This window comes from Jeotgalibacillus malaysiensis (assembly GCF_044789845.1).
Classification (GTDB): Bacteria; Bacillota; Bacilli; order Bacillales; family Jeotgalibacillaceae; genus Jeotgalibacillus; species Jeotgalibacillus malaysiensis_A.
This window is the reverse complement of sequence record NZ_CP085252.1, coordinates 1,944,852-1,967,510: the sequence shown is the minus strand read 5'-3', so window position 1 is coordinate 1,967,510 and position 22,659 is coordinate 1,944,852. Positions and strand designations below refer to the sequence as shown.

Annotated in this window: 27 protein-coding genes; 20 read left to right on the top strand and 7 right to left on the bottom strand. The window is 40.2% G+C overall.

What is annotated here, in order from left to right:
• Nucleotides 1–10: 10 nt before the first annotated feature.
• Nucleotides 11–235: a YqkE family protein gene (locus tag LG330_RS10605; RefSeq protein ID WP_404403630.1), complete on the top strand. Its 225-nt coding sequence runs from the start codon at nucleotides 11–13 to the stop codon at nucleotides 233–235.
• Between the two features lie 23 nt (nucleotides 236–258).
• Here the strand turns inward: LG330_RS10605 and LG330_RS10600 are convergent, their stop codons facing one another.
• Nucleotides 259–1,170, bottom strand: a complete 912-nt coding sequence (locus LG330_RS10600; protein ID WP_404403628.1) for an aldo/keto reductase — start codon at nucleotides 1,168–1,170, stop codon at nucleotides 259–261.
• A gap of 113 nt (nucleotides 1,171–1,283) precedes the next feature.
• Between LG330_RS10600 and LG330_RS10595 the strand changes: the two genes are divergently transcribed.
• From LG330_RS10595 to LG330_RS10525, 15 genes are all read left to right on the top strand, one after another.
• Nucleotides 1,284–1,838 carry an NUDIX hydrolase gene (locus tag LG330_RS10595; RefSeq protein WP_404403626.1) on the top strand — a complete coding sequence of 185 codons (555 nt, stop codon included), beginning with the start codon at nucleotides 1,284–1,286 and terminating at the stop codon, nucleotides 1,836–1,838.
• Nucleotides 1,839–1,884: 46 nt separating this feature from the next.
• Nucleotides 1,885–2,475 carry a stage II sporulation protein M gene (locus LG330_RS10590; protein ID WP_404403624.1) on the top strand — a complete coding sequence of 197 codons (591 nt, stop codon included), beginning with the start codon at nucleotides 1,885–1,887 and terminating at the stop codon, nucleotides 2,473–2,475.
• Nucleotides 2,476–2,586: 111 nt separating this feature from the next.
• On the top strand, nucleotides 2,587–3,021 hold the full coding sequence (locus LG330_RS10585) for a Fur family transcriptional regulator (protein WP_404403622.1): 435 nt from the start codon (nucleotides 2,587–2,589) through the stop codon (nucleotides 3,019–3,021).
• Between the two features lie 118 nt (nucleotides 3,022–3,139).
• Nucleotides 3,140–4,021: a site-specific tyrosine recombinase XerD gene (gene xerD / locus LG330_RS10580; RefSeq protein ID WP_404403621.1), complete on the top strand. Its 882-nt coding sequence runs from the start codon at nucleotides 3,140–3,142 to the stop codon at nucleotides 4,019–4,021.
• A gap of 98 nt (nucleotides 4,022–4,119) precedes the next feature.
• On the top strand, nucleotides 4,120–5,307 hold the full coding sequence (gene deoB / locus LG330_RS10575; protein ID WP_404403619.1) for a phosphopentomutase: 1,188 nt from the start codon (nucleotides 4,120–4,122) through the stop codon (nucleotides 5,305–5,307).
• A gap of 70 nt (nucleotides 5,308–5,377) precedes the next feature.
• On the top strand, nucleotides 5,378–6,685 hold the full coding sequence (locus LG330_RS10570; protein WP_404403617.1) for a pyrimidine-nucleoside phosphorylase: 1,308 nt from the start codon (nucleotides 5,378–5,380) through the stop codon (nucleotides 6,683–6,685).
• Nucleotides 6,686–6,772: 87 nt separating this feature from the next.
• Nucleotides 6,773–7,924: a D-alanyl-D-alanine carboxypeptidase family protein gene (locus LG330_RS10565; protein WP_404403616.1), complete on the top strand. Its 1,152-nt coding sequence runs from the start codon at nucleotides 6,773–6,775 to the stop codon at nucleotides 7,922–7,924.
• Nucleotides 7,925–8,038: 114 nt separating this feature from the next.
• Nucleotides 8,039–8,392 (top strand): anti-sigma F factor antagonist, encoded by a 354-nt coding sequence (gene spoIIAA / locus LG330_RS10560; protein ID WP_404403614.1) that lies wholly within the window; start codon nucleotides 8,039–8,041, stop codon nucleotides 8,390–8,392.
• A complete protein-coding gene (gene spoIIAB / locus LG330_RS10555; RefSeq protein WP_404403612.1) occupies nucleotides 8,389–8,829 on the top strand; it encodes an anti-sigma F factor in 441 nt (146 codons plus the stop codon). The genes spoIIAA and spoIIAB overlap by 4 nt, the downstream gene beginning before the upstream one ends.
• A gap of 11 nt (nucleotides 8,830–8,840) precedes the next feature.
• Nucleotides 8,841–9,584, top strand: coding sequence for an RNA polymerase sporulation sigma factor SigF (sigF, locus tag LG330_RS10550; RefSeq protein WP_404403610.1), 744 nt, complete (start codon nucleotides 8,841–8,843; stop codon nucleotides 9,582–9,584).
• Between the two features lie 14 nt (nucleotides 9,585–9,598).
• On the top strand, nucleotides 9,599–10,156 hold the full coding sequence (locus LG330_RS10545) for a stage V sporulation protein AA (protein WP_404403608.1): 558 nt from the start codon (nucleotides 9,599–9,601) through the stop codon (nucleotides 10,154–10,156).
• A complete protein-coding gene (locus tag LG330_RS10540) occupies nucleotides 10,153–10,584 on the top strand; it encodes a stage V sporulation protein AB (protein ID WP_404403606.1) in 432 nt (143 codons plus the stop codon). Before LG330_RS10545 ends, LG330_RS10540 begins: the two co-directional genes overlap by 4 nt.
• A complete protein-coding gene (locus tag LG330_RS10535; RefSeq protein ID WP_404403604.1) occupies nucleotides 10,572–12,044 on the top strand; it encodes a spore germination protein in 1,473 nt (490 codons plus the stop codon). The genes LG330_RS10540 and LG330_RS10535 overlap by 13 nt, the downstream gene beginning before the upstream one ends.
• Before the next feature lie 81 nt (nucleotides 12,045–12,125).
• On the top strand, nucleotides 12,126–13,451 hold the full coding sequence (gene lysA / locus LG330_RS10530; RefSeq protein WP_404403602.1) for a diaminopimelate decarboxylase: 1,326 nt from the start codon (nucleotides 12,126–12,128) through the stop codon (nucleotides 13,449–13,451).
• Between the two features lie 213 nt (nucleotides 13,452–13,664).
• Nucleotides 13,665–14,024, top strand: a complete 360-nt coding sequence (locus tag LG330_RS10525; protein WP_404403600.1) for a GNAT family N-acetyltransferase — start codon at nucleotides 13,665–13,667, stop codon at nucleotides 14,022–14,024.
• A gap of 18 nt (nucleotides 14,025–14,042) precedes the next feature.
• Here LG330_RS10525 and LG330_RS10520 read toward each other — a convergent pair whose 3' ends face one another.
• From LG330_RS10520 to LG330_RS10495, 6 genes are all read right to left on the bottom strand, one after another.
• The gene (locus LG330_RS10520) at nucleotides 14,043–14,597 is read right to left on the bottom strand and encodes a DUF309 domain-containing protein (RefSeq protein WP_404403598.1); all 555 of its coding nucleotides are present in this window, start codon (nucleotides 14,595–14,597) and stop codon (nucleotides 14,043–14,045) included.
• 35 nt (nucleotides 14,598–14,632) lie between these two features.
• Nucleotides 14,633–15,172: a spore maturation protein gene (locus tag LG330_RS10515; protein WP_404409567.1), complete on the bottom strand. Its 540-nt coding sequence runs from the start codon at nucleotides 15,170–15,172 to the stop codon at nucleotides 14,633–14,635.
• Nucleotides 15,168–15,761 carry a nucleoside recognition domain-containing protein gene (locus LG330_RS10510; protein WP_404403596.1) on the bottom strand — a complete coding sequence of 198 codons (594 nt, stop codon included), beginning with the start codon at nucleotides 15,759–15,761 and terminating at the stop codon, nucleotides 15,168–15,170. The genes LG330_RS10515 and LG330_RS10510 overlap by 5 nt, the downstream gene beginning before the upstream one ends.
• The gene (locus LG330_RS10505) at nucleotides 15,755–16,819 is read right to left on the bottom strand and encodes a D-alanyl-D-alanine carboxypeptidase family protein (RefSeq protein ID WP_404403594.1); all 1,065 of its coding nucleotides are present in this window, start codon (nucleotides 16,817–16,819) and stop codon (nucleotides 15,755–15,757) included. The genes LG330_RS10510 and LG330_RS10505 overlap by 7 nt, the downstream gene beginning before the upstream one ends.
• A 79-nt stretch (nucleotides 16,820–16,898) precedes the next feature.
• Complete coding sequence (scpB, locus tag LG330_RS10500) at nucleotides 16,899–17,489, bottom strand: SMC-Scp complex subunit ScpB (protein WP_404403592.1); 591 nt, start codon at nucleotides 17,487–17,489, stop codon at nucleotides 16,899–16,901.
• Nucleotides 17,476–18,231 carry a segregation/condensation protein A gene (locus LG330_RS10495; protein WP_404403590.1) on the bottom strand — a complete coding sequence of 252 codons (756 nt, stop codon included), beginning with the start codon at nucleotides 18,229–18,231 and terminating at the stop codon, nucleotides 17,476–17,478. The genes scpB and LG330_RS10495 overlap by 14 nt, the downstream gene beginning before the upstream one ends.
• 174 nt (nucleotides 18,232–18,405) lie before the next feature.
• Here LG330_RS10495 and LG330_RS10490 point away from each other — a divergent pair, with 174 nt between their 5' ends.
• The 4 genes from LG330_RS10490 to ccsB all read left to right on the top strand — a co-directional run bounded on the left by LG330_RS10490 (nucleotide 18,406) and on the right by ccsB (nucleotide 22,638).
• On the top strand, nucleotides 18,406–19,137 hold the full coding sequence (locus LG330_RS10490; RefSeq protein ID WP_404403588.1) for a pseudouridine synthase: 732 nt from the start codon (nucleotides 18,406–18,408) through the stop codon (nucleotides 19,135–19,137).
• A gap of 105 nt (nucleotides 19,138–19,242) precedes the next feature.
• The gene (resA, locus tag LG330_RS10485) at nucleotides 19,243–19,797 is read left to right on the top strand and encodes a thiol-disulfide oxidoreductase ResA (protein WP_404403586.1); all 555 of its coding nucleotides are present in this window, start codon (nucleotides 19,243–19,245) and stop codon (nucleotides 19,795–19,797) included.
• Nucleotides 19,794–21,476 carry a cytochrome c biogenesis protein ResB gene (locus tag LG330_RS10480; RefSeq protein WP_404403584.1) on the top strand — a complete coding sequence of 561 codons (1,683 nt, stop codon included), beginning with the start codon at nucleotides 19,794–19,796 and terminating at the stop codon, nucleotides 21,474–21,476. The genes resA and LG330_RS10480 overlap by 4 nt, the downstream gene beginning before the upstream one ends.
• The gene (ccsB, locus tag LG330_RS10475) at nucleotides 21,451–22,638 is read left to right on the top strand and encodes a c-type cytochrome biogenesis protein CcsB (RefSeq protein ID WP_404403582.1); all 1,188 of its coding nucleotides are present in this window, start codon (nucleotides 21,451–21,453) and stop codon (nucleotides 22,636–22,638) included. Before LG330_RS10480 ends, ccsB begins: the two co-directional genes overlap by 26 nt.
• Nucleotides 22,639–22,659 lie beyond the last annotated feature (21 nt).

Here is a 22,659-nt window from a genome sequence, read left to right as displayed (position 1 = left end):
AGGGAAAGACATGAAAAGAAAAGATCAAAAAGAAGCCGTTTTAAAAGACGCTCTCAACGATCAAACACTTGCAAAGCTGAAAATGTTAAAAAAGGACGCAGCTGAAGCAGAAGAAAAAAACAGAAAAGAAGCCTTAGCAAAAAAAGAAGAAGAAAAAAAGCTGCGCGAAAAAAATAAGTCTTTTGAGGAATTACTAAATGAAAGCAGTCTCGACTGGAAAAAATACAAAAACTGAGGGGAGCCCCCTCAGTTTTTGTATTAACGATGTTCTTTATAGCCATCTGCTTTTGTTATAGATTTCAGCATTTCAATTTCTTCTCTCGTTAAAGGTGGCTGATTGATCGCTTTAATATTTTCAATCACCTGTTCAGGTGAACTTGCACCGGCAATGATCGTGGAAACTTCAGGGTGGGCGGCATTGAATAAAAGTCCGATCTCTGTTAAAGATCTGCCTTCAAAGAGTTGTTCAAGCTTTGGTATTAAGTCTTTAAGTTCGGATTCAGAATAATGAACAAAGCCGTTGTGTTTAGTCAGCTTTTCCTTATATTTTGCAGACAATAGACCTTTAGCGAGCGGACCTCTTGTAATGACAGAAACGTCGTTTTCCTTCAGGACTTCAAAAGCCTGTTCTTCAGGTCTGCGGTCGAGCAGGCTGTATTGCATCATATTAGAGTCTGCAGAAGATCTCGGTGCATACTCACGGATAACGTTCGGCCGGATTGAAGAAAATCCGTAAGCCCTGATCAGCCCTTCTTTTTTCAGTTCATCAAATGCTTCAATCGTTTCATCAATTGGATCATCAAGTGTCCCTCCGTGAAGCTGGTAGAGGTCAATATAATCAACCTGAAGCCGTTTAAGACTATTTTTGACCTGTTCCTTTATGTAGGGTTTTGAGGGGTCCCAGTACCAGCCGCTCAGATCATCTTTCGCACGGTTGCCGACTTTAGTCGCAATGATTACCTCACTTCTGATTGGCTTTAAAGCCTGCCCGACAATTTCTTCGTTCGTACCATAATCATATAAATCAGCTGTATCAAAATAGTTTATACCATTCTCATAGGCAGTTCTGATAATCTCTTCAGCTTTTTTGGCATCTGTGCCGAGTGACATGCATCCTAAACCAAGCAGTGAGCTTTCAAGCGGTGATGAACCAATTCTTCTTTTTTCCATATACATTCTCCTCTCTTTAATTATCATATTCTCTAATTTATTCCCGTTCAAACAATGCGTGAGGCAAGCGTGGGGAAACACTGTTACAATACAACTATAAAGGAGTGACCGAGATGAAAAAATTTGAAGAAAAAACGATCACGAAAAATGACCTGTTCAAAGGTAAAATTATCAGCCTGCAGGTTGAGGATGTTGAACTGCCGAATGGTAAAACATCAAAAAGAGAAATCATCAAGCATCCAGGTGCAGTCTGTGTGATCGCAAAAACGGATGATCATAAACTGATTATGGTTGAACAGTACCGTAAAGCGCTTGAAAGGTCCATCGTAGAAATCCCTGCCGGAAAGCTTGAGCCCGGAGAATTACCTGAAGTGACAGCAGAGAGAGAACTTGAAGAGGAAACAGGGTATGGGTGCAGAACGTTGACTCATGTAATCTCATTTTATACATCACCCGGATTTGCTGATGAATTGGTTCATGTCTACAAAGCAGAAGGGTTATATAAAATTGAAGATGCACAAGATACCGATGAAGATGAATTTGTTGAATTGATGGAGGTTACCCTCGAAGAAGCAGAGGAAATGGTATTGAATCAGCGCATTTATGATGCTAAAACAGCATATGCAGTCCAATATCTCCGCCTGGAGCAGCTGAGAAACCTTACATAGAGTTCAGCTTCCTGCATAGAATGGTTGTGCAGGGAGGAGGATACATTTGAAGCCGAATATCAGCAGTAATATTTTACATTACCTGTCAAACCACCTGGCCTATTATATTTTTATTTTAATCCTACTGGCAGGAGGCACAGCTGCAGGGGCACTCTTAGTGAACATTTATGCACCTTTGCACATAATGCCGGATATCCAGTTTGGAGGAAATGGTAAAATCTTAAGCGCATTGATGATAGATTTACTCATCTTATTATTTATCTGGACTTCCGGATTTACTTTAGCCGGGTTGCCGGTTGCTTGGTTTTTAATCTACATGAAAGGCTGCCTTTTTGGTTTTGCAGCAGGTATGATGTTGTATGATGAAGGCCTCAGTGGACTTATTGAAGCAGCGATTGTGCTTTTACCACATAATCTGCTTATTATTACCGTTTATATTATATTAGGCGCTGAATCCTTAATCCTTGCAGGGCAGATCTGGAAAGGAATTGGCGCAAGACAGCCTTTCATATATACTGTTAAAAGTATTGGTGCTGCGTATATAATGTTATTTGCCGCTGCAGCAGTTGTTACAGGTTTTGCAGGAGTTGTTGAATATTATGTGCCAGGCTTCTTAATTAGAATTTTTATTACATAAGAACCAGTATCAGATGATAATTCTTTATGGTCTTAATTAATAATGATTATTGTTTGCAAATAGTATTCCGTTTGTTATAATATTGATGATATTGTGAGGGGAGGGGTAGTTGTGGAGAACCGTATTGACAGAATTAAGAAGCAGCTTCATTCAGCAAGCTATAAATTAACCCCTCAGCGTGAAGCAACAGTCAGGGTATTACTTGAGAACGAAGCTGACCACCTCAGCGCAGAAGATGTCTACTTATTAGTGAAAGAAAAAGCGCCTGAAATCGGTTTAGCGACTGTATACCGCACACTGGAACTGCTATCAGAATTAAAAGTAGTCGATAAAATCAATTTTGGAGACGGTGTCTCAAGATATGATTTGCGTAAAGAGGGTGCAGCTCATTTCCATCACCATTTGATATGTCTCGAATGTGGAGCTGTTGATGAAATACAGGATGATTTACTTGAAGATGTTGAAGAGATTGTGGAACGCGACTGGAAATTTAAAATAAAGGACCACCGACTGACATTTCATGGTATTTGCCATCGATGCCAGTAATAGATACTTAACCATGCATTTATGCATGGTTTTTTATTTTATAAAACCCTTATTGTTCAACAGAAAGGTGACTTTCTTCTTTTTAAACATTAAAATATATAAGAAGCGGGGTGAGCTGATGAAAGACCAGTTACAGGATTTTATACAATACATGATCATTGAAAAAGGGCTTTCAAAAAACACGATTCAGTCGTATGAACGAGATCTAAAGAGTTATACTGAATATTTAACTAAAGTTGAAACAATCAGTCAGGTGTGTGATGTACAGAGACTTCATGTGCTTCAGTTTTTCCAACACTTAAAACAGCAGGGAAAGTCAGCTAAAACCATTGCAAGACATACCTCTTCAATCAGATCTTTTCACCATTATTTAATGAGGAACAGATTATGCGATCAGGACCCGACTGAACATCTGAGTACACCTAAGGCTGAAAAGACTTTGCCTAAAGTTTTAAGTATAGAAGAAGTTGAAGCGCTGCTTGAAAGTCCTGATCTCACTAAGAAAAACGGACTGAGAGATAAAGCGATGCTCGAAGTGCTCTATGGTACAGGTATGCGGGTAAGTGAATTAATCAATTTAAACACTGATGATATTAACCTTGATATGGGGTTTATCAAGTGCCGTGGAAAGGGAAATAAAGAAAGAATTATACCTATAGGACAAACAGCCTCAAATGTCATTTCACAATATTTGAGACAAAATAGAGGACGCAAGCCGGGAGAACAGGCATTATTTCTGAATCATCATGGACGGAGACTGAGCAGGCAGGGTTTTTGGAAGATCTTAAAAGCGCTGACTGACAAAGCAAGAATTGAAAAGGAATTAACGCCGCATACACTCAGACACTCTTTTGCTACTCATTTACTTGAAAATGGGGCAGATTTGAGAGCTGTTCAGGAAATGCTTGGGCATGCTGATATCTCTACAACACAAATTTATACACATGTTTCTACAAAGAGAATTAGAGAGGTTTATTCACAATTTCATCCGAGAGCGTAATTCTCGGGGAAATTAGTTGTCAGACTTCAGACGTTTCTCTTGTAAGGAAGGTTATAGAATAGGTACAATAATATTAGTTAATTAAGGAGGAAGATCTTATGAGTGATAACAAATTCAAACGTATTCATCTGGTTGTAATGGATTCTGTAGGAATTGGTGAGGCACCGGATGCAGAAGCATTTAATGATAAGGGTGCACACACACTTGGACATATAGCAGATCATATGGGTGGTCTGAAAATGCCAAATATGGGCAGTCTCGGTCTATCTAATATAGTAGAAATTAAGGGGATCTCACCATCCGGAAATCCGCTAGCTAAATATACAAAAATGCAGGAAGCTTCAGTTGGTAAAGATACAATGACAGGTCACTGGGAGATTATGGGCCTCAATATAGATACACCTTTTAAAGTATACCCTGAAGGTTTTCCTGCAGAACTGATTCAGGCGCTTGAGGAAAAGACAGGACGTAAGGTGATTGGGAATAAACCTGCAAGCGGTACAGCGATTTTAGATGAATTAGGCGAAGAACATATGAAAACTGGTGCTTTAATTGTCTATACTTCCGCTGATCCGGTGCTGCAGATCGCTGCACACGAAGATATTATTCCAATTGAAGAGCAGTATAAGATCTGTGAAATTGCAAGAGATCTTACATTAGATGAAAAATACCTTGTAGGACGCATTATCGCAAGACCATTTGTTGGAGAACCGGGTTCTTTCAAGCGTACATCTAACAGACATGACTATGCATTGACGCCATTTAATCGTACAGTTATGAATGAATTGAAAGATGACCATTTTGATGTGATTGCGATCGGGAAAATTTCAGATATTTATAATGGTGAAGGTGTAACTGAATCAATCCGTACAACAGATAATATGGATGGGATGGATAAATTCATTCAGACATTTGATAAAGATTTTACGGGTCTGAGCTTTTTAAACCTTGTAGATTTTGATGCGCTGTATGGACATAGACGAGATCCTGAAGGATACGGGAAAGCGCTTGAAGAATACGATGAGAGATTGACAGAAGTTTTTGATAAAATGACAGATGATGATTTGCTGATTATTACAGCTGACCACGGTAATGATCCTGTACATCACGGAACAGATCACACACGTGAATATGTTCCGCTTCTAGTCTATTCTCCGGCAATTCAAAAAGGTGGAGAAATTCCTCTAAGAGAAACATTTGCAGATATCGGGGCAACTGTGGCAGAAAACTTTAATGTGAAGGCACCTGAATTCGGTAAAAGCTTTTTGAATGAGCTGCTGAAATAAATTTCACTTATTCAGGGCAGTTAAACTGCCCTGAATCAATACAATAAACATTGAAAAGAGGCATCATAAAATGAGAATGGTAGATGTAATTGAAAAGAAAAGAAATGGTGAAGAGCTCACGACTGAAGAAATTAAATTCGTTATCGAAGGATACACAAATGAAACAATTCCTGATTATCAGGTAAGCGCTTTATTAATGGCGATTTACTTTAAAGGTATGTCCCAGTCAGAACGTGCTGACCTCACGATGGCGATGGTGGAGTCAGGCGATCAGATCGATTTATCAGCAATTGAAGGAATTAAAGTAGACAAGCACTCAACAGGTGGCGTTGGGGATACGACAACATTAATTCTTGGACCACTGGTTGCAGCTGCGGGCGTACCTGTTGCTAAAATGAGCGGACGCGGGCTCGGCCACACAGGTGGGACGATAGACAAGCTTGAAGCAGTACCGGGCTTTCATGTTGAATTATCGAGTGATGAGTTTACGCGCCTTGTGAATGAAGAGAAGCTTGCAGTCATCGGACAAAGCGGAAACCTTACACCGGCGGATAAAAAGCTTTATGCACTGCGTGATGTTACAGCAACTGTAAACAGTATTCCACTGATTGCATCGTCAATTATGAGTAAAAAAATTGCTGCAGGTGCAGATGCAATTGTGCTTGACGTAAAAACCGGGGCAGGTGCGTTTATGAAGGACGAAGCACAGGCGCGTGAGCTTGCTGAAGCAATGGTTAAGATTGGCAATAATGTTGGGCGACAGACAATGGCTGTTATTTCTGATATGAGCCAGCCGCTCGGCTTTGCCATTGGTAATGCACTTGAGGTAAAAGAAGCAATTGATACTTTAAATGGTGAAGGACCTGAAGATCTGACAGAGCTTTGTTTAGTGCTTGGAAGCCACATGGTTGTATTATCGAAAAAGGCAGAATCGCATGAAGAAGCAAGAAAAATGCTTGAGGATGCAATTGAAAGCGGAGAAGCACTTAACCGCTTTAAGGCATTCCTGTCCGGGCAGGGTGGTGACGCATCTGTTGTAGATGACCCTTCAAAGCTTCCTCAGGCAGAGCATAAAATTGAACTTCCTGCGAAAGCGGGTGGTAAAGTCAGCCGTATCGTTGCAGATAATGTTGGAACTGCCGCAATGTGGCTTGGTGCAGGTAGAGCAACTAAGGAAAGTGAAATTGATCTAGCTGTCGGACTTCTGCTGAATAAGAAGGTTGGGGATGAGGTAAAAGAAGGAGAATCTCTCGTTACAATCTATGCAAATGATTTAACAGAAGTTGAGAAAGTAAAAACAAAACTGTATGAGAGTATCGAAATCTCAGCAGAAGGTCACGCACCGGCATTAATTGTTGATCAGGTAACAGGGGCATAATCATTAGAACCGCAGCTTAATTGCTGCGGTTTTTTTATGTATAAAAATAGCATTAATCAGCAATCATAATAAAAACCTCTAAAGGGCGTGTGTGAGTTGAAGAAGCTATTACATCTATTTTGCTTCAGTTTGTTTTTCTGCATTTTTTCACAAGCCGGTGCAGCTGAACTGAATTTAGACAAAGTAAAGTCAGGAATTTTAGTAGATGCAGATTCAGGGGTGGTGCTTTTTGAACAGAACAGTAAAGACCAGCTTCCACCAGCTTCAATGACAAAGATCGGTACATTGCTGCTGATTATGGAAGAGATCGATCAGGGCAGGCTCAAGTGGGAAGACGAAGTAACTACAAGTGATACAGCAGCAGGTATGGGTGGTTCACAAATTTATCTGAAGCAGGGCGAGAAAATGACAGTAAGAGAGATGGTCAAGGCAATCTCAATTGCTTCAGCAAATGATGCGTCAGTTGCCATGGCAGAGCATATTTCAGGTTCAGAAGAAGCTTTTGTGGAAAAAATGAATGATAGAATCGGTCTTCTCGATCTTAAGAATACTCATTTTAAAAACGTAACCGGTCTTCCTGAAGACGGACACTTAAGCTCTGCACATGATATGGCTATACTTGCTAAAGAGCTGTTGAAGTATGAGGAAATCACAGAATTCACTGGCACATATGACGATTATTTAAGACAGGACACAGACCCTTTTTGGCTCGTTAATACAAATAAAATGATCAAATCATATCCGGGTGCTGACGGATTAAAAACCGGATACACAAGTGAAGCCAAATATTGTCTGACCGCGACTGCTAAAAGAGGAGATATGCGTCTGATCAGTGTTATTTTCGGTGCAGAGTCTTCTAAAGAAAGAAATCAGCTGTCAGCCGAAATGCTGAATTACGGATTTACAAATTACGTGACTAAAACATTTAATCAACAGGGAGAAACAATTGCTGAAGCTGCTGCAGATAAAGGTTCCCCAGAAAAAATTGACGTTGTTTTAAGCCATTCTTTAAAAGTCATTGAGAAAAAGAATGAAAGTGCTGACTATCAAAGGAAAGTTTCAATTAAAAAAAATGTAAAGGCCCCGCTTAAGAAAGGAGAAGCGATCGGTCATGTAAGCGTATATAAAAATGGGAAAGAGATCTCAAGAGGTGCACTGATCTCAAAAGAAGACATCAAACGAGCCAAATGGTCAGCATTATTCACACGAACATGGAAAAAATCATTTTTTGCTAATTAAGTCGAAATACTACTTCTTTTTTCTAGTATTGTCACCTTGCAGGATTAGCTGGTTTCAATCGTGAATACACCGGATTACAGCTGTAAATGATCAGCTGAAGAAGGAGGAGTAGGTATGGCGTGCAAAGTGGAAGCTGAAGTCAAAGGAAGTGTACTGCTGCTTAGAATGAGTGGGGAGCTTGACCATCACGAAGTAGGACCTATTCGAAAAGAACTTGCAGATTTAATGGAAAGTGATTCGATCAGACACATTATTCTGAACCTCAAAAACCTGGAATTTATGGACAGCTCAGGACTTGGACTGATACTCGGGAGATATAAGTATTTACAAAAAATCGGAGGGAATATGGTGTTGTGTGCCGCTACTCCAGCTGTTAAAAGGCTGTTTGAGATGTCTGGTATGTATAAAATTCTGATGGTGGAAATATCTGAGGAGAGAGCACTTTCCAGATTGGAGGCTGTCCAATGAAAAATAAACTGGTCTGCCACTTTACTTCAGTCAGTGAAAATGAAGCACTTGCAAGAATGATTGCTGCATCATTTGTTGCGCCGTATGACCCGACATTGGGAGAATTAAGTGATATTAAAACAGTTGTTTCAGAAGCTGTGACGAATGCGATTATTCATGGGTATAACGAAGAGGGGTTTCATGAAGTCTGCATGAAATTGTCGATGGAAAACAGAATACTGACAATCGAAATAGAGGACCATGGTAAAGGGATCAGTGAACTGACAGAGGCAATGCAGCCTCTCTATACTTCAAGACCTGATATGGAAAGATCAGGAATGGGCTTTACAATTATGGAGCATTTTATGGATCAGGTAGAAGTAAACTCATTTGAAGATCAGGGGACGATTGTCAAAATGGTGAAGCAGCTATCCGCTGTTAAAGCCAATTGTATGTAGAGGATCATCAGATGAGTGTAAATTCGATTAATCATGAAGAGGTTCGTGAGTGGATCAGGCAGAGTCAGAATGGTGACCAGGAGGCACGGGATAAAATGGTTGAACAGAATGTCCGGCTGGTCTGGTCGGTTGTTCAGCGATTTCAACATCGGGGGTATGAGCTCGATGATTTATTTCAGATCGGATCAATTGGACTTCTAAAAGCAGTAGATAAATTTGATCTGTCCTATAACGTGAAATTTTCTACTTATGCTGTTCCGATGATCATTGGAGAAATTCAGAGGTTTTTAAGGGATGACGGCACGGTTAAAGTGAGCAGATCAATTAAAGAGCTTGGCTATAAGGTTAGAAAAGCCAGGGAACACTTATCAGCAGTATTAAATAAAGTCCCTTCACTTTCTGAAATCGCCACTTACCTTGAAGTGCCGGTAGATGACATTATTCTTGCCCAGGAAGCCTCAAAAGCTCCTTCATCTATTCATGAAACAGTATATGAAAGTGAAGGAGATCCAATTACGCTTTTAGATCAGCTTGCGGGACAGGACGATCAGTGGTTTAACCATATTGCACTTAAAGAGGCGCTGATGACACTGGATCATAGAGACCGCATGATTATTTTCTTCAGGTATTTTAAAGACTGGACACAATCAGAGGTAGCAAAAGAGCTTGGTATTTCCCAGGTTCAGGTCTCACGTATTGAAAAGAAAGTACTATCCTCAATTAAAGAATGGCTTGAAGAAGAACACATTGTGTAAAGGGGGTGAAGAGCGTGAAGACTTATATTGAGATGAAATCGAAAGTTACCCTTGAAGGTGGTCCGGTCCGGCTTGGGGATATTGCTGATATCTGGACAACTTCAGGAGCAAAAAGTGAGTTAACTGAACGATTGGTACTCGATGAGATCGATGGCAGGTATTCAATTATCTCAAGTACGGACATTCTCCGCATAGCAGGACACTCGGATATAGCAATTACAGGCAATTCTTATACCGTAATTGAACGCCTTGAGTCAACGCGCTCTTCATCACTTCTGTTATGTATTGTGTGGCTTCTCTTGTTCACAGGCTCAGCACTCACAATTATGTATTTTCACGAAGATGTCAGTATGGCAGAAACTCAGCTGATTATCGTAAATATGCTTGGTGGTAGTCATCCGAACTGGTTTCATATTCCTTATTCAGCAGGTATTGGACTTGGGATGCTTGTATTTTTTAATCGACTTTTAAAAAAGCAGTTCAATGATGAACCGAGTCCGTTGGATATAGAAATCTATAAATATGAAAAATCTGTAGAAGATTATGTCAGAACGACTGATCAAAAGAAATGACCATTGTTACAGATCTGATCACTGCATTTATAGGAATTGCAGGAGGATTTGCAGTTGGTGGTGGGTTTGTCGCATTTATTTCAGTCCTGGGTGTACTTCCAAGAGTAGTAATCATGACTTCACAGCAAGTAAGGCTGAAAAGCATTGAATGGTCACTGATCATTGGTGCACTCTCAGGAACAGCTGCAATGTACCTGCCAATTAGTATAGACGTCTCATTAGCAGTTCCGATACTTGGATTATTATCAGGCGTATTTATTGGAATGATGGCAGCTGCGTTAACGGAAGTGTTGAATGTGATTCCTCTCATAACAAGAAGGCTTAAAATGACTGGAAGTCTGGAACTGATCATTACAGCGATCATTGCGGGGAAAGTAGCCGGTTCACTTTTTTACTGGCTGATCTTTTTACCGGTATGGAAGGGTTGAGTACATTGAAAAAACTCCCTAAAAAAAATCGGGAATTAGACAGCCGGCTCAAAGAAGCCGGTTTAGGCTTGAGTTTTGATTTTATTGTCAGAAAAATAGACTATGGTGATCAAAATATACACCTTTATGCCGTAAATGGCCTGTGTGAGACCCGGTATATAATGAAAATACTTGATGAATTAAGTGCGTTACATGAAATGGACCGCAGAAAAAATTTCAAAGCACTAGTTGACCAGAGGATTATCCATCATTCAGTTGAAATAATTGATATGGAAGACGTACTGATCAGACAGGTTTTTTCCGGCTTAATTGCGATAAAAATTGATGGTGAAGAGGAATGTTTTCTGATTGATGTCAGAACTTATCCCGGGAGGCAGCCGGAAGAACCTGATAATGAGAAAGTGGTGCGCGGATCAAGGGACGGGTTTGTTGAAAATATAATCGTCAATACAGCTCTAACGAGAAGAAGGATCAGGGATAAGGGAATCAGGTTTGAAATGCTTGAACTTGGTGAACGATCAAAAATGGACGTCGCAATTGGTTATATAGAGGGTATTGCGAATAAAGAGCTTGTTGATATTATCAGACAGGAAATTAATCAGATTCATACTGATGGCCTGATTATGACAGATAAATCCCTTGAGGAATATATCGTGAAACAGGGGTTTAATCCATATCCGCTTGTTAGGTTCACAGAAAGAGCAGATATTGCTGCTGAACACCTGTTAGAAGGGCATATATGTATTTATATCGATACGTCCCCGAGTGTGATCATTGCACCTTCAACATTTTTTCATCATGTACAGCATGCTGAGGAATACAGGCAGTCACCTGCAGCAGGAACAATGCTCAGATTTATCAGATTTACAGGCATTGCTGCTTCAATTGTATTGCTTCCGCTCTGGTATCTGATGGCAATTGACCCTTCTTTAAAACCGGATTCATTATCATTTATCGGCGTGAAAGAGGAAGCAGCCATTCCATTGATCATTCAGCTATTATTAGCCGATATCGGAATAGAATTTTTAAGAATGGCTGCCATTCACACACCTACACCGCTTTCAACAGCGATGGGATTAATTGCAGCTGTACTGATTGGGCAAATTGCGATAGACGTTGGATTGTTCGTGCCGGAAGTTATTTTATATGTATCAGTCGCAGCGATTGGAACTTTTGCAACGCCAAGCTATGAGCTTAGTATTGCAAATAAATTTGCACGTATATTTCTTTTAATCCTTACCGCATTTTTCCATACAACAGGTTTTATTATTGGCATTACGGTTTTAATTGTTTTTCTGGCACAGATGCGTGTCTTTACTGTGCCATATTTATGGCCATTACTACCCTTCAGACCACTCGCACTATTACAGATCGTCGCAAGGGCTCCGATTACAGGTACTGTGATCAGACCGATGATCGTCAAGGCGGAGGATCGTGTCAGACAAAGGCGCTCTCATTAATCAATTGCATTAAAACGCTTTACTGTGGTAATGTACTTACTATCTATTAATGATATTCTGCAGTAAAGAAGGGATCGTAACATGTATTATTATGGTACATCATCAATTAATGAAAAAGGTCATCTAACGATTGGCGGGGTAGATACAATTGAACTTGCAAATGAATTTGGTACTCCGCTGTATGTTTATGATACTCAGCTGATCAGGGAACGTGCCCGCGGCTTTAAAGACACTTTTGAAAAACTTGGTGTTTCATCTCAGGTAGCATATGCGAGTAAAGCTTTCTCATCAATCGCAATGATTCAGCTGATTGCTCAGGAAGGCTTAAGTCTTGATGTCGTTTCAGGCGGTGAATTGTATACAGCGCTAAAAGCAGGATTTGCCCCTGAAAAAATTCATTTTCATGGTAATAATAAGAGCCCTGAAGAAATTGCTATGGCACTGGATGCCAATATAGGCTGCTTTGTTGTTGATAATTTCTATGAGATTGAGCTTTTATCCGGTATTTGTGAAGAAAAAGACAAAACTGCTTCCATTTTACTCCGTGTAACGCCCGGTATTGAAGCACATACGCATGATTATATTCTGACAGGTCAGGAAGATTCAAAATTTGGTTTTGACCTTCAGAATGGACAGGCTGAGGAAGCACTGAAAATTGTTCTTCAGGATCATCACTTTAATGTGCTTGGTTTACATTGCCATATTGGATCGCAAATTTTTGAGACAACCGGCTTTATCATGGCTGCTGAAAAGATGATTGAAAAGATGGCAGACTGGAGCGCGTCTTTAAATTTTAAAGCTGAAGTATTAAACCTCGGTGGCGGGTTTGGCATAAGATATACAAAAGAAGATGAACCGCTCGCTCCAGGTAAATATGTGGAAGACATTATCACAAAAGTAAAGTCACTAATGGCAGATCATCAGCTTTCAATGCCTGAGATCTGGATTGAACCAGGCAGATCGTTAACAGGAGATGCAGGTACTACTTTATATAAAGTAGGTTCATCCAAGCATGTTCCTGAGGTAAGAAACTATCTTGCAGTGGATGGCGGGATGAGTGATAACATAAGACCAGCTTTATATAATGCAAGATATGAAGCAGTCATCGCAAACCGTCCGGAAGATAATACAGATTCAGTCGTCTCTATAGCCGGAAAGTGCTGTGAGTCAGGAGATATGCTCATTTGGGATCTGCCTATTACCACTCATCAGCCGGGAGATATACTTGCAGTATTTTGCACAGGTGCTTATGGCTATGCGATGGCAAACAATTATAACCGTCTTCCGCGTCCGGCAGTTGTATTTGTTGAAAATGGTCATGCAGAACTTGTAATTGAACGCGAGAATTTTGAGGATCTCATTAGACACGACCTGCCGCTGACTTTTTCAGGAGCGGATATAAAATAATGAAAAAACAAAATGCAATTACATTTATTGTCTTACTGATACTTGCCGTGATCTGGGGTATTATTTACTGGATTTTTATTGTATAAGGACAAAATTGAAAAGTTCTGATACATTTAGTATGATATGTTACGGTGTAAGAGCTGTGCAAATTTTACTGGATCACCTGCTGATATATTTCAGCAGATTACGATTACGCTTGGTGAGGAGTACTGTATGTTAATTCGTTATAAAAAATCCTTTGAGAAAATTGCGATGGGCCTGATGTCTTTTATGCCGACAGAAAAAGACATTAAGCAGTTACAGCAGTCGATGAAGCAGTATGAGGAAGAAAAGAACTATCAGTTGTTTTTGTGGAAGGAAGAAGATATCATTGGCCTGGCAGGGGTGGAAATCGAAGAAAATCAGATTACGCTACGCCATATTTCAGTGAATCCGTCTCACCGAAACGAGGGAGTAGGACAGCGTATTGTTGCAACACTCAAGGATATGTATACAGAAAAAGAATTGGTAAGTACTTCTTATACAGAAGGATTCCTTCAAAAATGTGAAGATAATGAAACCGCAGCCGATTAAAAGCTGCGGTTTCATTTTTTATTCAGGATCCTTTGATACTGCATTCAGCTTTGACCGGTTAAGCAGGGCGCGCTTTCTTAACGATATAACCTCAGACCGATCACGTAACATATGACGATTTATTAAATCAGCATTTGCGAGATTGCTTTCGCTACCCCAGGTAAATCCATTTCGTCTGCATTTCTGCTGACAGAGATTAATTAAAGAAGGGTCAGTTAAAGGCAGGGTGACGCTCTGGTAGGGTGACCCAATCAGGACAGCACCTTCGATTTCACTGATTAATTCCAATAAGCTTCTGGTATCAAGTGCCAGGTTATTGCATTCAGGAGTGAATACAGTAATCTTTTGTTTAGATTGCTTAATCATTGTTGCAGCACCCTTAAAATTTCCGCGGCGGTGATGATATAGCGCAACTGCAAGCTGTATCAGTCCGACCCATACTGAATTTTTCCCTCTGTTAGTATGTTCCTTCCAATATTCTTCAAGGATTTCATGACATTCAAAGTAATCACGGTCTCCATGAAAGTGAACTAAAAACTGAATATATGCGTCAGGATAATGGACGACAGTCACCTCCAATTTTTGATTTAGTCTATCACATTGCTTACTCAGCTCCAAATGTTTTGAAAATACCACACAGTAATGATGACAGCAAGAATCATCCCAGTTAGATCTGCGAGTAATCCAACTGCAAGTGCCCTGCCCATTTTCTTTATACCTATAGCACCAAAATAAACAGTTAATATATATAAAGTCGTATCAGTACTGCCCTGGATTACAGCAGCGAGCCTTGAAATCATGTGCTCAGGACCGAAAGTATGAGTCAGATCGGCTGTAATACTGAGAGCAGCAGTCCCTGATATTGGACGTGTCAGAAACAGGGGGAAAAGTTCTGCCGGCACACTGAAATAAACAAATAATGGTGCGATTAAATCCGTAATAAAAAGTAATAACCCGGAGGATCTTAAAACACTGATTGCAGCCATCATCCCGACCAGAAAAGGCAGCAGTTCAGCAGCCATTTGTAATCCTTCTTTTCCACCACTTACAAAAGCACTGTACGCATCTGTTCTGGTAATCAGAGCAGCCAGCAGAATCGTAAGAATTAATAAAGGCAGGATCAGTTTTGTAAAAAAAATAAACTCAATCATGATGCTTCCCTGAAGCAATCTTCCAGCTGATTCTGTCATACATCATTGCAGCAGAACATGAACAGATTGTGGCTAAAAACGCAGGAATCACGATATCCATTGGATCGGCAGCACCTTCAGATAGGCGCATTGACACAATTGTAGCGGGGAAAAATGTAATTGCAGCTGTATTCAGACATAAAAAAGTGACCATGGATCTACTCGCTTTTTCAGGGGTGGGATTCATCGTCTGCAATTCTTTCATGGCCTTCACACCAAATGGAGTGGCTGCATTTCCAAGACCAAAAAAATTCGCTGAGAAGTTTGTCATGATGTATCCGGCAGCGGGATGATTCTTTGGCAGGTCAGGAAACAGCCTCCTGATGAACGGATAGCACAGTCTGGTAATAACATTCAGCAGCCCCGAGCGCTTGGCGATCTCCATCATCCCCAGCCAGAGCGTAAAAACCGCAGCAAACCCTATGACCAGTTCAACAGCCTGACCTGCCGATTCAAATAAACCTTTGTTCACTTCATCAATCGTTCCATTAAAAATACTATAAATCAGTCCTGAGGCTAGCATGAAGATCCAGATTAAATTTACCATTTAAAAAGCTCCTTCATTTTCCTGATCAGGTTTTCATAAAGTGCAGGTGGATCAACCTTTTTTTCTTCGATTGGAATACTGCTGATTTTTTCTCCATTTACATAGACGATAAGCTTTGCATTCTTACCCTGGACCATCTGATAAACAATCCGTTTTTGTTCTTTTTTTGTTAAAGGAATTTTCTGTTCAACGTTTGATATGTATTGTATATTCTCAGGCATACCCGGCAGGACAGGGAGAGCACCGCGGGTAATCAGTTCAGTCATTTCGTATTGACCGAATCCGTGTTCAAAAAGTGACATATGGTCATTCCAGTCATCAGGTCCGTTAATTGTGACAACGATAAAAGTGAGATCTTCTTTTTTCGCAGTTGTTACAAGAGTTCTGCCTGCCTTTTTTGTAAATCCAGTTTTCCCTCCATTTGCATATGGATAAAGTCCGGTCACAAGTTTGTGTTTATTTGTCCAGGGATAAGCATCTTTAAAAGATGGAGTATACTGTGCAGTTGAGAAAATTTTTTGAAATGTTTGATCCTGCATTGCCTGCTGAGTCAGAATTGCCATATCAAAAGCTGTTGAGAGGTGCTGATCATCTGTATCCAGGCCATGAGGATTTGTAAAGTGACTGTTTTTCATTTTAAATTCTTTAGCCTCTTTATTCATCAGGTCAGAAAACGCTGAAACTGAACCACTGATATGCTCAGCGATAGCCACTGCAGCATCATTGCCTGATCTGAGCAAGAGTCCATAAACAAGATCTTCGAGTAAGACGGATTGTCCAGCCTTTAAATATAAACTGGACCCCTCGGTAGAAGATGCTTCACTGGATATTTTAACTTTGTCGGTTAAGTCACCATACTTAATTGCTAAATGAGCGGTCATGATTTTTGTGATACTTGCTATTTTCATTTGTTCATGTTCATTTTTATTAAATATGACCCTTCCGCTTTCTGCTTCAATCATTACTGAGGAGTGCGCAGAAACATCAATCGCATAAGCAGGCTTATAAAGTAAGAAAAAGAGTAACGAAACAATGACGATTTTTTTAATCGGATACACCACCTTTCACATGTATCTTTATGAGAAGTTACGAAAAATTAGACCTTTGCAAAAGAAAAAACACATGCGTTGGCATGTGTCATTCATTCACTGAGAGTCCATTTTTTAATGATTCAAAAAACAGATCACTATCTTCTTTCTCATCTTCTTCGATATCTTCCGGAAGAGGGGGGAGTTCTGACAGATCTTTTAATCCGAGATAATCCAAAAACTCTTCTGTGGTACCATACAGAATTGCCCTGCCGGCACCTTCGTTTCTTCCAACCTCTTTAATTAATCCTCTTGCTAGCAGTGTATGAACCGGCCCATCCGTTTTAACCCCTCTGACTTCTTCAATCTGAACGCGTGTAACTGGCTGCTTGTATGCAATGATTGCAAGGGTTTCAAGCCCTGCCTGAGTAAGAGAAGAAGGTGAAGGTGAATCAGCTAAAAGCTTAATATAATCCGATAAATCTTTTTTTGTAACGAATTGATATTTTTCTGCATAAATAGCGATCTCGATCCCTCTTGATTCTTCATGCTGATAGCGATCCTGCATTTCCTTCATCAGCTCTTCGGCTTCAGAAGGGGAAATGTGAAGTGCATTTGCGATCTGGTCATTAGATAACCCGGCATCTCCTGCTGTGAATAAAAGTGCTTCTGTAATTGCTTTGTGATTATGACTGGCCAACTAATGACACTCCTTCAGTACTTTCAACCATAATTTCCGAAAAATTATGATCCTGATTAATATGAATTTCCTGTCTTTTTACAAGTTCAAGTACTGCTAAAAACGATACAACCATATGCGGTTTTTCAGCAACAGGAAAAAGTGCCGAAAAAGGTCTGGGTGCAGCATGGGCACGAATTGTTTCCAGGATTTCAGTCATCCTTGTTTCAATTGAAATCTCCTGTCTTGTGATTCTTGTAGACATTGGTTTTTTAATTTTTTTCCGTCGCATCAGTTTGTTGAACGCTCCGATCAGTTCTGCAAGATCAATCTGAGTTTTCTCACCTGACTCGATTGGCTGAGAATAACTGCTGAGGTCTTCAGGTGGTTTAGTGTAATGCATATTTCTATCATTTTCTTTTTCCTTTAGTTCAGTGGCAGCTTTTTTGTATTTTCGATATTCAATCAGCTTTTCGACAAGCTCTTCGCGCGGATCTTCTTCAAATTGCTGATCCTCTTCCCAATGTTCTTCCTGTTTAGGAAGGAGCATTCGGCTTTTAATGGACATTAGTGTTGCTGCCATTACAAGATACTCACTGGCTGTATTCAGTTCGAGTACACTCATTGCTTTGATGTAAAGCGTGTACTGCTCAGCTATTTCAGCCATCGGGATATCATAAATATCAATTTCAAGACCTTGTATCAGATGCAAAAGGAGATCCAGGGGACCTTCAAAAGCATCGACTTTAACTGTATATTCCATATCCTCACCATTTTCTTAAAGCATTCTTGCTGAGATTCCTCAATAGTGCTAATTATATCTGAATAAAACGTCAGTTCCAACAGGAAAACAAGGTTTTGTTATGTACTGATTTGCTTTTAGGGGTAGATGTGACATAATGCTGTAAGAAGCAGAACAAATGAAGAGGTGTAAAAGATGGAAAGATTACAAAAAGTGATTGCGCACGCAGGTGTAGCTTCTCGCAGAAAAGCAGAAGAACTGATTGCCGGAGGAAAAGTTAAAGTGAATGGTAAAACCGTAACAGAACTGGGCATTAAAGTAACGCCTTCAGATAAAATTGAAGTGGAAGGTGTAAAGATCGAGCGTGAAAACAAGGTTTATTATTTATTTTATAAACCGACCGGTGTGATCTCAGCTGTTAGTGATGATAAAAACCGTAAAGTTGTAACGGATTATTTTGAATATGTTCAAGAAAGAATCTACCCGGTTGGACGGCTGGATTATGATACTTCAGGATTACTGCTGTTAACGAATGACGGCGAGTTTGCTAATCTGCTTACTCACCCTAAATATGAAGTGCCTAAAACCTATATCGCCAGAGTAAAAGGGCTTGTTAAGAGAGAGACACTTAAAAAGCTTGAAAAAGGGATCAAGCTCGAAGATGGAATGACCGCTCCTGCGAGAGCTAAAGTGATTTCAGCTGATAAACAGAAGGATAAAACGATTATTGAAATCACCATTCATGAAGGGCGTAACAGACAGGTGAGAAGAATGCTTGAGGCTGCCGGTCACCCTGTGCAGAAGCTTAAAAGAGAAAGATACGGTTTTCTTCATTTATCAGGGTTGAACGCAGGTGAATCAAGAGAGCTGTCTCCACATGAAGTAAAACAGCTCAGAGCACTCGCTGAAAATGGCCAGAACAACTGATAAGTTTCACAGTTCATTCAAATACTGTGCGCTAGTCCTATTCCTGTGAATGCTATAATGACAATGAAACTTTATGGATTTACGCATTAAAAGGGGGTAGCAAAAGTGAGTAAGAAGAAAAAGCAGAGGCTGATTATGCGCGTCTCTATTCTTGCGGTGCTGCTGGCAGCAATATCATACACTATCTACTCCAGTGTAGCAGGAGATGAAAGACTGCTAGTGGGAGCGGGTGATCAGGCACCTGACTTCAAGCTTGAAGATCTGAATGGAGAATCACATCAGCTTTCTGAATATAAAGGTCAGGGTGTTTTCTTAAATTTCTGGGGAACCTGGTGTAAACCATGTGAGAAAGAGTTCCCTTATATGCAAAATCAATACGAGGTTTATCAGGACCAAGGGATTGAAGTTCTTGCTGTTAACGTAGGTGAGTCTCATTATAAAGTCTCTAATTTCGCAGATGAATACGGTCTGACTTTTCCTGTAGTAAGAGACGTTAACAAGGATGTCATGGATGCATACTCAATCGGACCGCTTCCGACTACACTGTTAGTTAATCCGGAAGGTGAAATTGTAAAAGTAATTAAAGGTGAAATGACTGAAGAAGACGTTAAGTCCTACATGGAAATGATTAAACCTGATAGTCAGGAGTCTTCTGAATGAGTAAAATAATTTGTCAATGCGGTCACGAAAATCCCGAAGGCTCTGAATTATGTCAGGCCTGTGGGCGTACGCTGACTGAGGCGGCTGCAAAAAGAAAAACACATGACGTCATGCGTTATGAAGGGATGGCCAGAAGATCACAGACCTATCATGCTTCAATTATCGATAAGATCTGGAACTTCTTTTCTTCTGTAAAAGTTGGCGTATCCTTGATCGTGATGACGCTCGTAGCTTCAGCGATCGGTACGATTTTTCCGCAGGAGTTTTTCATTCCGCAGAATGTACCTGCAGTAGAGTATTATGAAAGCAGGTACGGCCTTCCTGGTAAAATATATTACGTGCTTGGCTTTCATGATCTATATGGTTCATGGTGGTTTATGCTATTGGTAGCGGCAATAGGTACTTCTATTATAATCGCAAGTCTTGATCGTGGAGTGCCGCTTTATAAGGCATTGAAAAAACAAAGAGTGGAAAGACACGATTCTTTTCTTAAAAGGCAGCGTATTTATTCATCCTATGAAGGAAAAGCTTCTTCTGAAGTGCTGAATAAATTGAATGAAGGTCTGAAAAAAAGACGCTATAAAGTCAGGCAGGAAAATGGACATCTTCTTGCAGAAAAAAATCAATTTTCAAGATGGGGTCCCTATATTAATCATACCGGTCTGATTATCTTCTTAATTGGTGCGATGCTGAGATTTGTTCCAGGGATGTATGTGGATGAAATTTTATGGATCCGTGAAGGCGAAACAAGATCAATTCCAGGTACCGGACAGGAATACTTTCTGAAAAATGAGGGTTTTACCCTTGAAACGTACCAGGAGGGTGATTCTGAAGTTTTTGACCAGACGATTCAGAGAACTGGTGCTATCGCGAAAAATTTCCAGACAGATGCAATTCTATTTAAAAGAGATGAAAATTCAGTAGCAGGTTCACAGGATGAGCTGACAGAAGTACAGCACCATGCTATACAGGTAAATATACCAATGAAGTTTGATCAGTTTGCTCTTTATCAAACTGACTACATTGAAAATGAACTTTATAAAATGTCTTTTACTATGGACAATAAAGAAACTGGCGAATCTGCCGGTGAATTCACCGTTAATCTGTTTGACCCTGAAACATCGGGCGTATATGAATTAGACGATGGTTATTCTGTAGAATTAACCGGCTATTATCCTGATTTCAGCGGGTTTGAAGATGGTGAACCGCAGTCTGCTTCACCTCTGCCAAATAATCCTGCTTTTCTATTTAATATGATCTCACCTGAACATCCTGATGGTGAAGTGGCATTTGTAGCGATTCAGCAGAACCTTGAACCTCTGGGTGAAAATGAATATGAGATCAGTTTTAATGGAATTGAAACAAGAGATCTTTCCGGCTTAACTGTAAGAAAGGATTTAACCTTGTGGATACTGGCCCTTGGCGGCGCTATTTTTATGTTCGGCGTAGTAGTGGGTGCATACTGGAATCACAGAAGAATCTGGATCAAGCAGGGGTCTGATGGAATTCTTTATGCAGCAGGACACACAAATAAAAACTGGTACGGATTGAAAAAAGACATTGCTCCGGCATTCGAATATGCGGGACTCGATCAGCCTGAAGATCATCAGGAACTGAAAGAATCCAACAGCAATGCGAAGGAGGAAGAAGGAAGTGGCACAACTCGCCAGCATAAGTAGTACCCTGCTTTATACAGCATTTCTATTATACCTAGTAGCTACTGTATTTTTTGCAGGATCCATTAAATCTAAAAAACATACAAATCAGATTGGAAAGAACAGATGGGCCACGATTGGTATTACGATTACAATCATTGGTTTTGCAGCACAGTTAGGGTATTTCATCACAAGATGGATTGCTTCAGGACATGCGCCGGTTAGTAATCTGTTTGAGTTTATTACATTTTTTGCAATGATGCTTGTAGCGTCATTTATCATTATTTATTTTATTTACAGACTTCATGTGCTTGGTGTATTTGCACTGCCGATCGCATTGCTGATCATTGCATATTCAAGTATGTTTCCAAGAGATATATCACCGCTTATTCCTGCTCTGCAGAGTGACTGGCTAGCCATTCACGTATCTACCGTTGCAGCGGGTGAAGCGATTCTTGCAATCAGCTTTGTAGCAGGATTAATCTTTCTTTTGAAAGACATTGATCTTTCAAAAGGAGGTAAGCAGGTATTTTGGCTTGAAGCCATTATGTTCAGTATCATTCTTGTTGTCGGATTCATTATCAGTGCAACTACTTTTTCAATTGCGGGCTATGAATCAGAATTTACTTTTGTTAATGCAGATGAAGAAGAAACAGTTGTACAATATGCGATGCCTGCACTTGTGACGCCTAATGAAGGTGAACTGCTGACAGAGGGAGCATTTTCATCAGGTCTTGAAATGCATCCATTAGTAAATGCACCGAGACTGAATACAGTGATTTGGTCAGTTGGAATTGGTGCAATTTTATACTTATTAATCAGATTAATTACAAGAAAGAAAGTGGCGGCTTTATTTCAGCCGCTTGTCAGAAAAGCCAATCTGGATATGCTTGATGAGATCGGCTACCGTTCAGTGTTAATCGGATTTCCGGTATTCACACTCGGCGGACTTGTATTCGCGATGATCTGGGCACAGATTGCCTGGACGCGCTTCTGGGGATGGGACCCGAAAGAAGTATGGGCGCTTATTACCTGGCTGTTTTACGCAGCATTCCTTCACCTCAGACTATCGAGAGGATGGGAAGGAAACCGTTCAGCCTGGCTAGCAGTAATTGGATTTGCTATTATTATGTTTAACCTGATAGCAGTTAACCTGATTATTGCAGGACTACACTCTTACGCTTAATCAATGCCCTCACGTGTAAGT

Excerpts from the sequence above, each read along its gene's own strand:
- LG330_RS10605 (WP_404403630.1), top strand. The coding sequence starts at position 11 with ATGAAAAGAAAAGATCAAAAAGAAGCCGTTTTAAAAGACGCTCTCAAC.
- LG330_RS10600 (WP_404403628.1), bottom strand. The coding sequence starts at position 1,170 with ATGGAAAAAAGAAGAATTGGTTCATCACCGCTTGAAAGCTCACTGCTT.
- LG330_RS10595 (WP_404403626.1), top strand. The coding sequence starts at position 1,284 with ATGAAAAAATTTGAAGAAAAAACGATCACGAAAAATGACCTGTTCAAA.
- xerD (WP_404403621.1), top strand. The coding sequence starts at position 3,140 with ATGAAAGACCAGTTACAGGATTTTATACAATACATGATCATTGAAAAA.
- deoB (WP_404403619.1), top strand. The coding sequence starts at position 4,120 with ATGAGTGATAACAAATTCAAACGTATTCATCTGGTTGTAATGGATTCT.
- LG330_RS10570 (WP_404403617.1), top strand. The coding sequence starts at position 5,378 with ATGAGAATGGTAGATGTAATTGAAAAGAAAAGAAATGGTGAAGAGCTC.
- spoIIAA (WP_404403614.1), top strand. The coding sequence starts at position 8,039 with ATGGCGTGCAAAGTGGAAGCTGAAGTCAAAGGAAGTGTACTGCTGCTT.
- spoIIAB (WP_404403612.1), top strand. The coding sequence starts at position 8,389 with ATGAAAAATAAACTGGTCTGCCACTTTACTTCAGTCAGTGAAAATGAA.
- sigF (WP_404403610.1), top strand. The coding sequence starts at position 8,841 with ATGAGTGTAAATTCGATTAATCATGAAGAGGTTCGTGAGTGGATCAGG.
- LG330_RS10540 (WP_404403606.1), top strand. The coding sequence starts at position 10,153 with ATGACCATTGTTACAGATCTGATCACTGCATTTATAGGAATTGCAGGA.
- LG330_RS10535 (WP_404403604.1), top strand. The coding sequence starts at position 10,572 with ATGGAAGGGTTGAGTACATTGAAAAAACTCCCTAAAAAAAATCGGGAA.
- lysA (WP_404403602.1), top strand. The coding sequence starts at position 12,126 with ATGTATTATTATGGTACATCATCAATTAATGAAAAAGGTCATCTAACG.
- LG330_RS10525 (WP_404403600.1), top strand. The coding sequence starts at position 13,665 with ATGTTAATTCGTTATAAAAAATCCTTTGAGAAAATTGCGATGGGCCTG.
- LG330_RS10510 (WP_404403596.1), bottom strand. The coding sequence starts at position 15,761 with ATGGTAAATTTAATCTGGATCTTCATGCTAGCCTCAGGACTGATTTAT.
- LG330_RS10495 (WP_404403590.1), bottom strand. The coding sequence starts at position 18,231 with ATGGAATATACAGTTAAAGTCGATGCTTTTGAAGGTCCCCTGGATCTC.
- LG330_RS10490 (WP_404403588.1), top strand. The coding sequence starts at position 18,406 with ATGGAAAGATTACAAAAAGTGATTGCGCACGCAGGTGTAGCTTCTCGC.
- LG330_RS10480 (WP_404403584.1), top strand. The coding sequence starts at position 19,794 with ATGAGTAAAATAATTTGTCAATGCGGTCACGAAAATCCCGAAGGCTCT.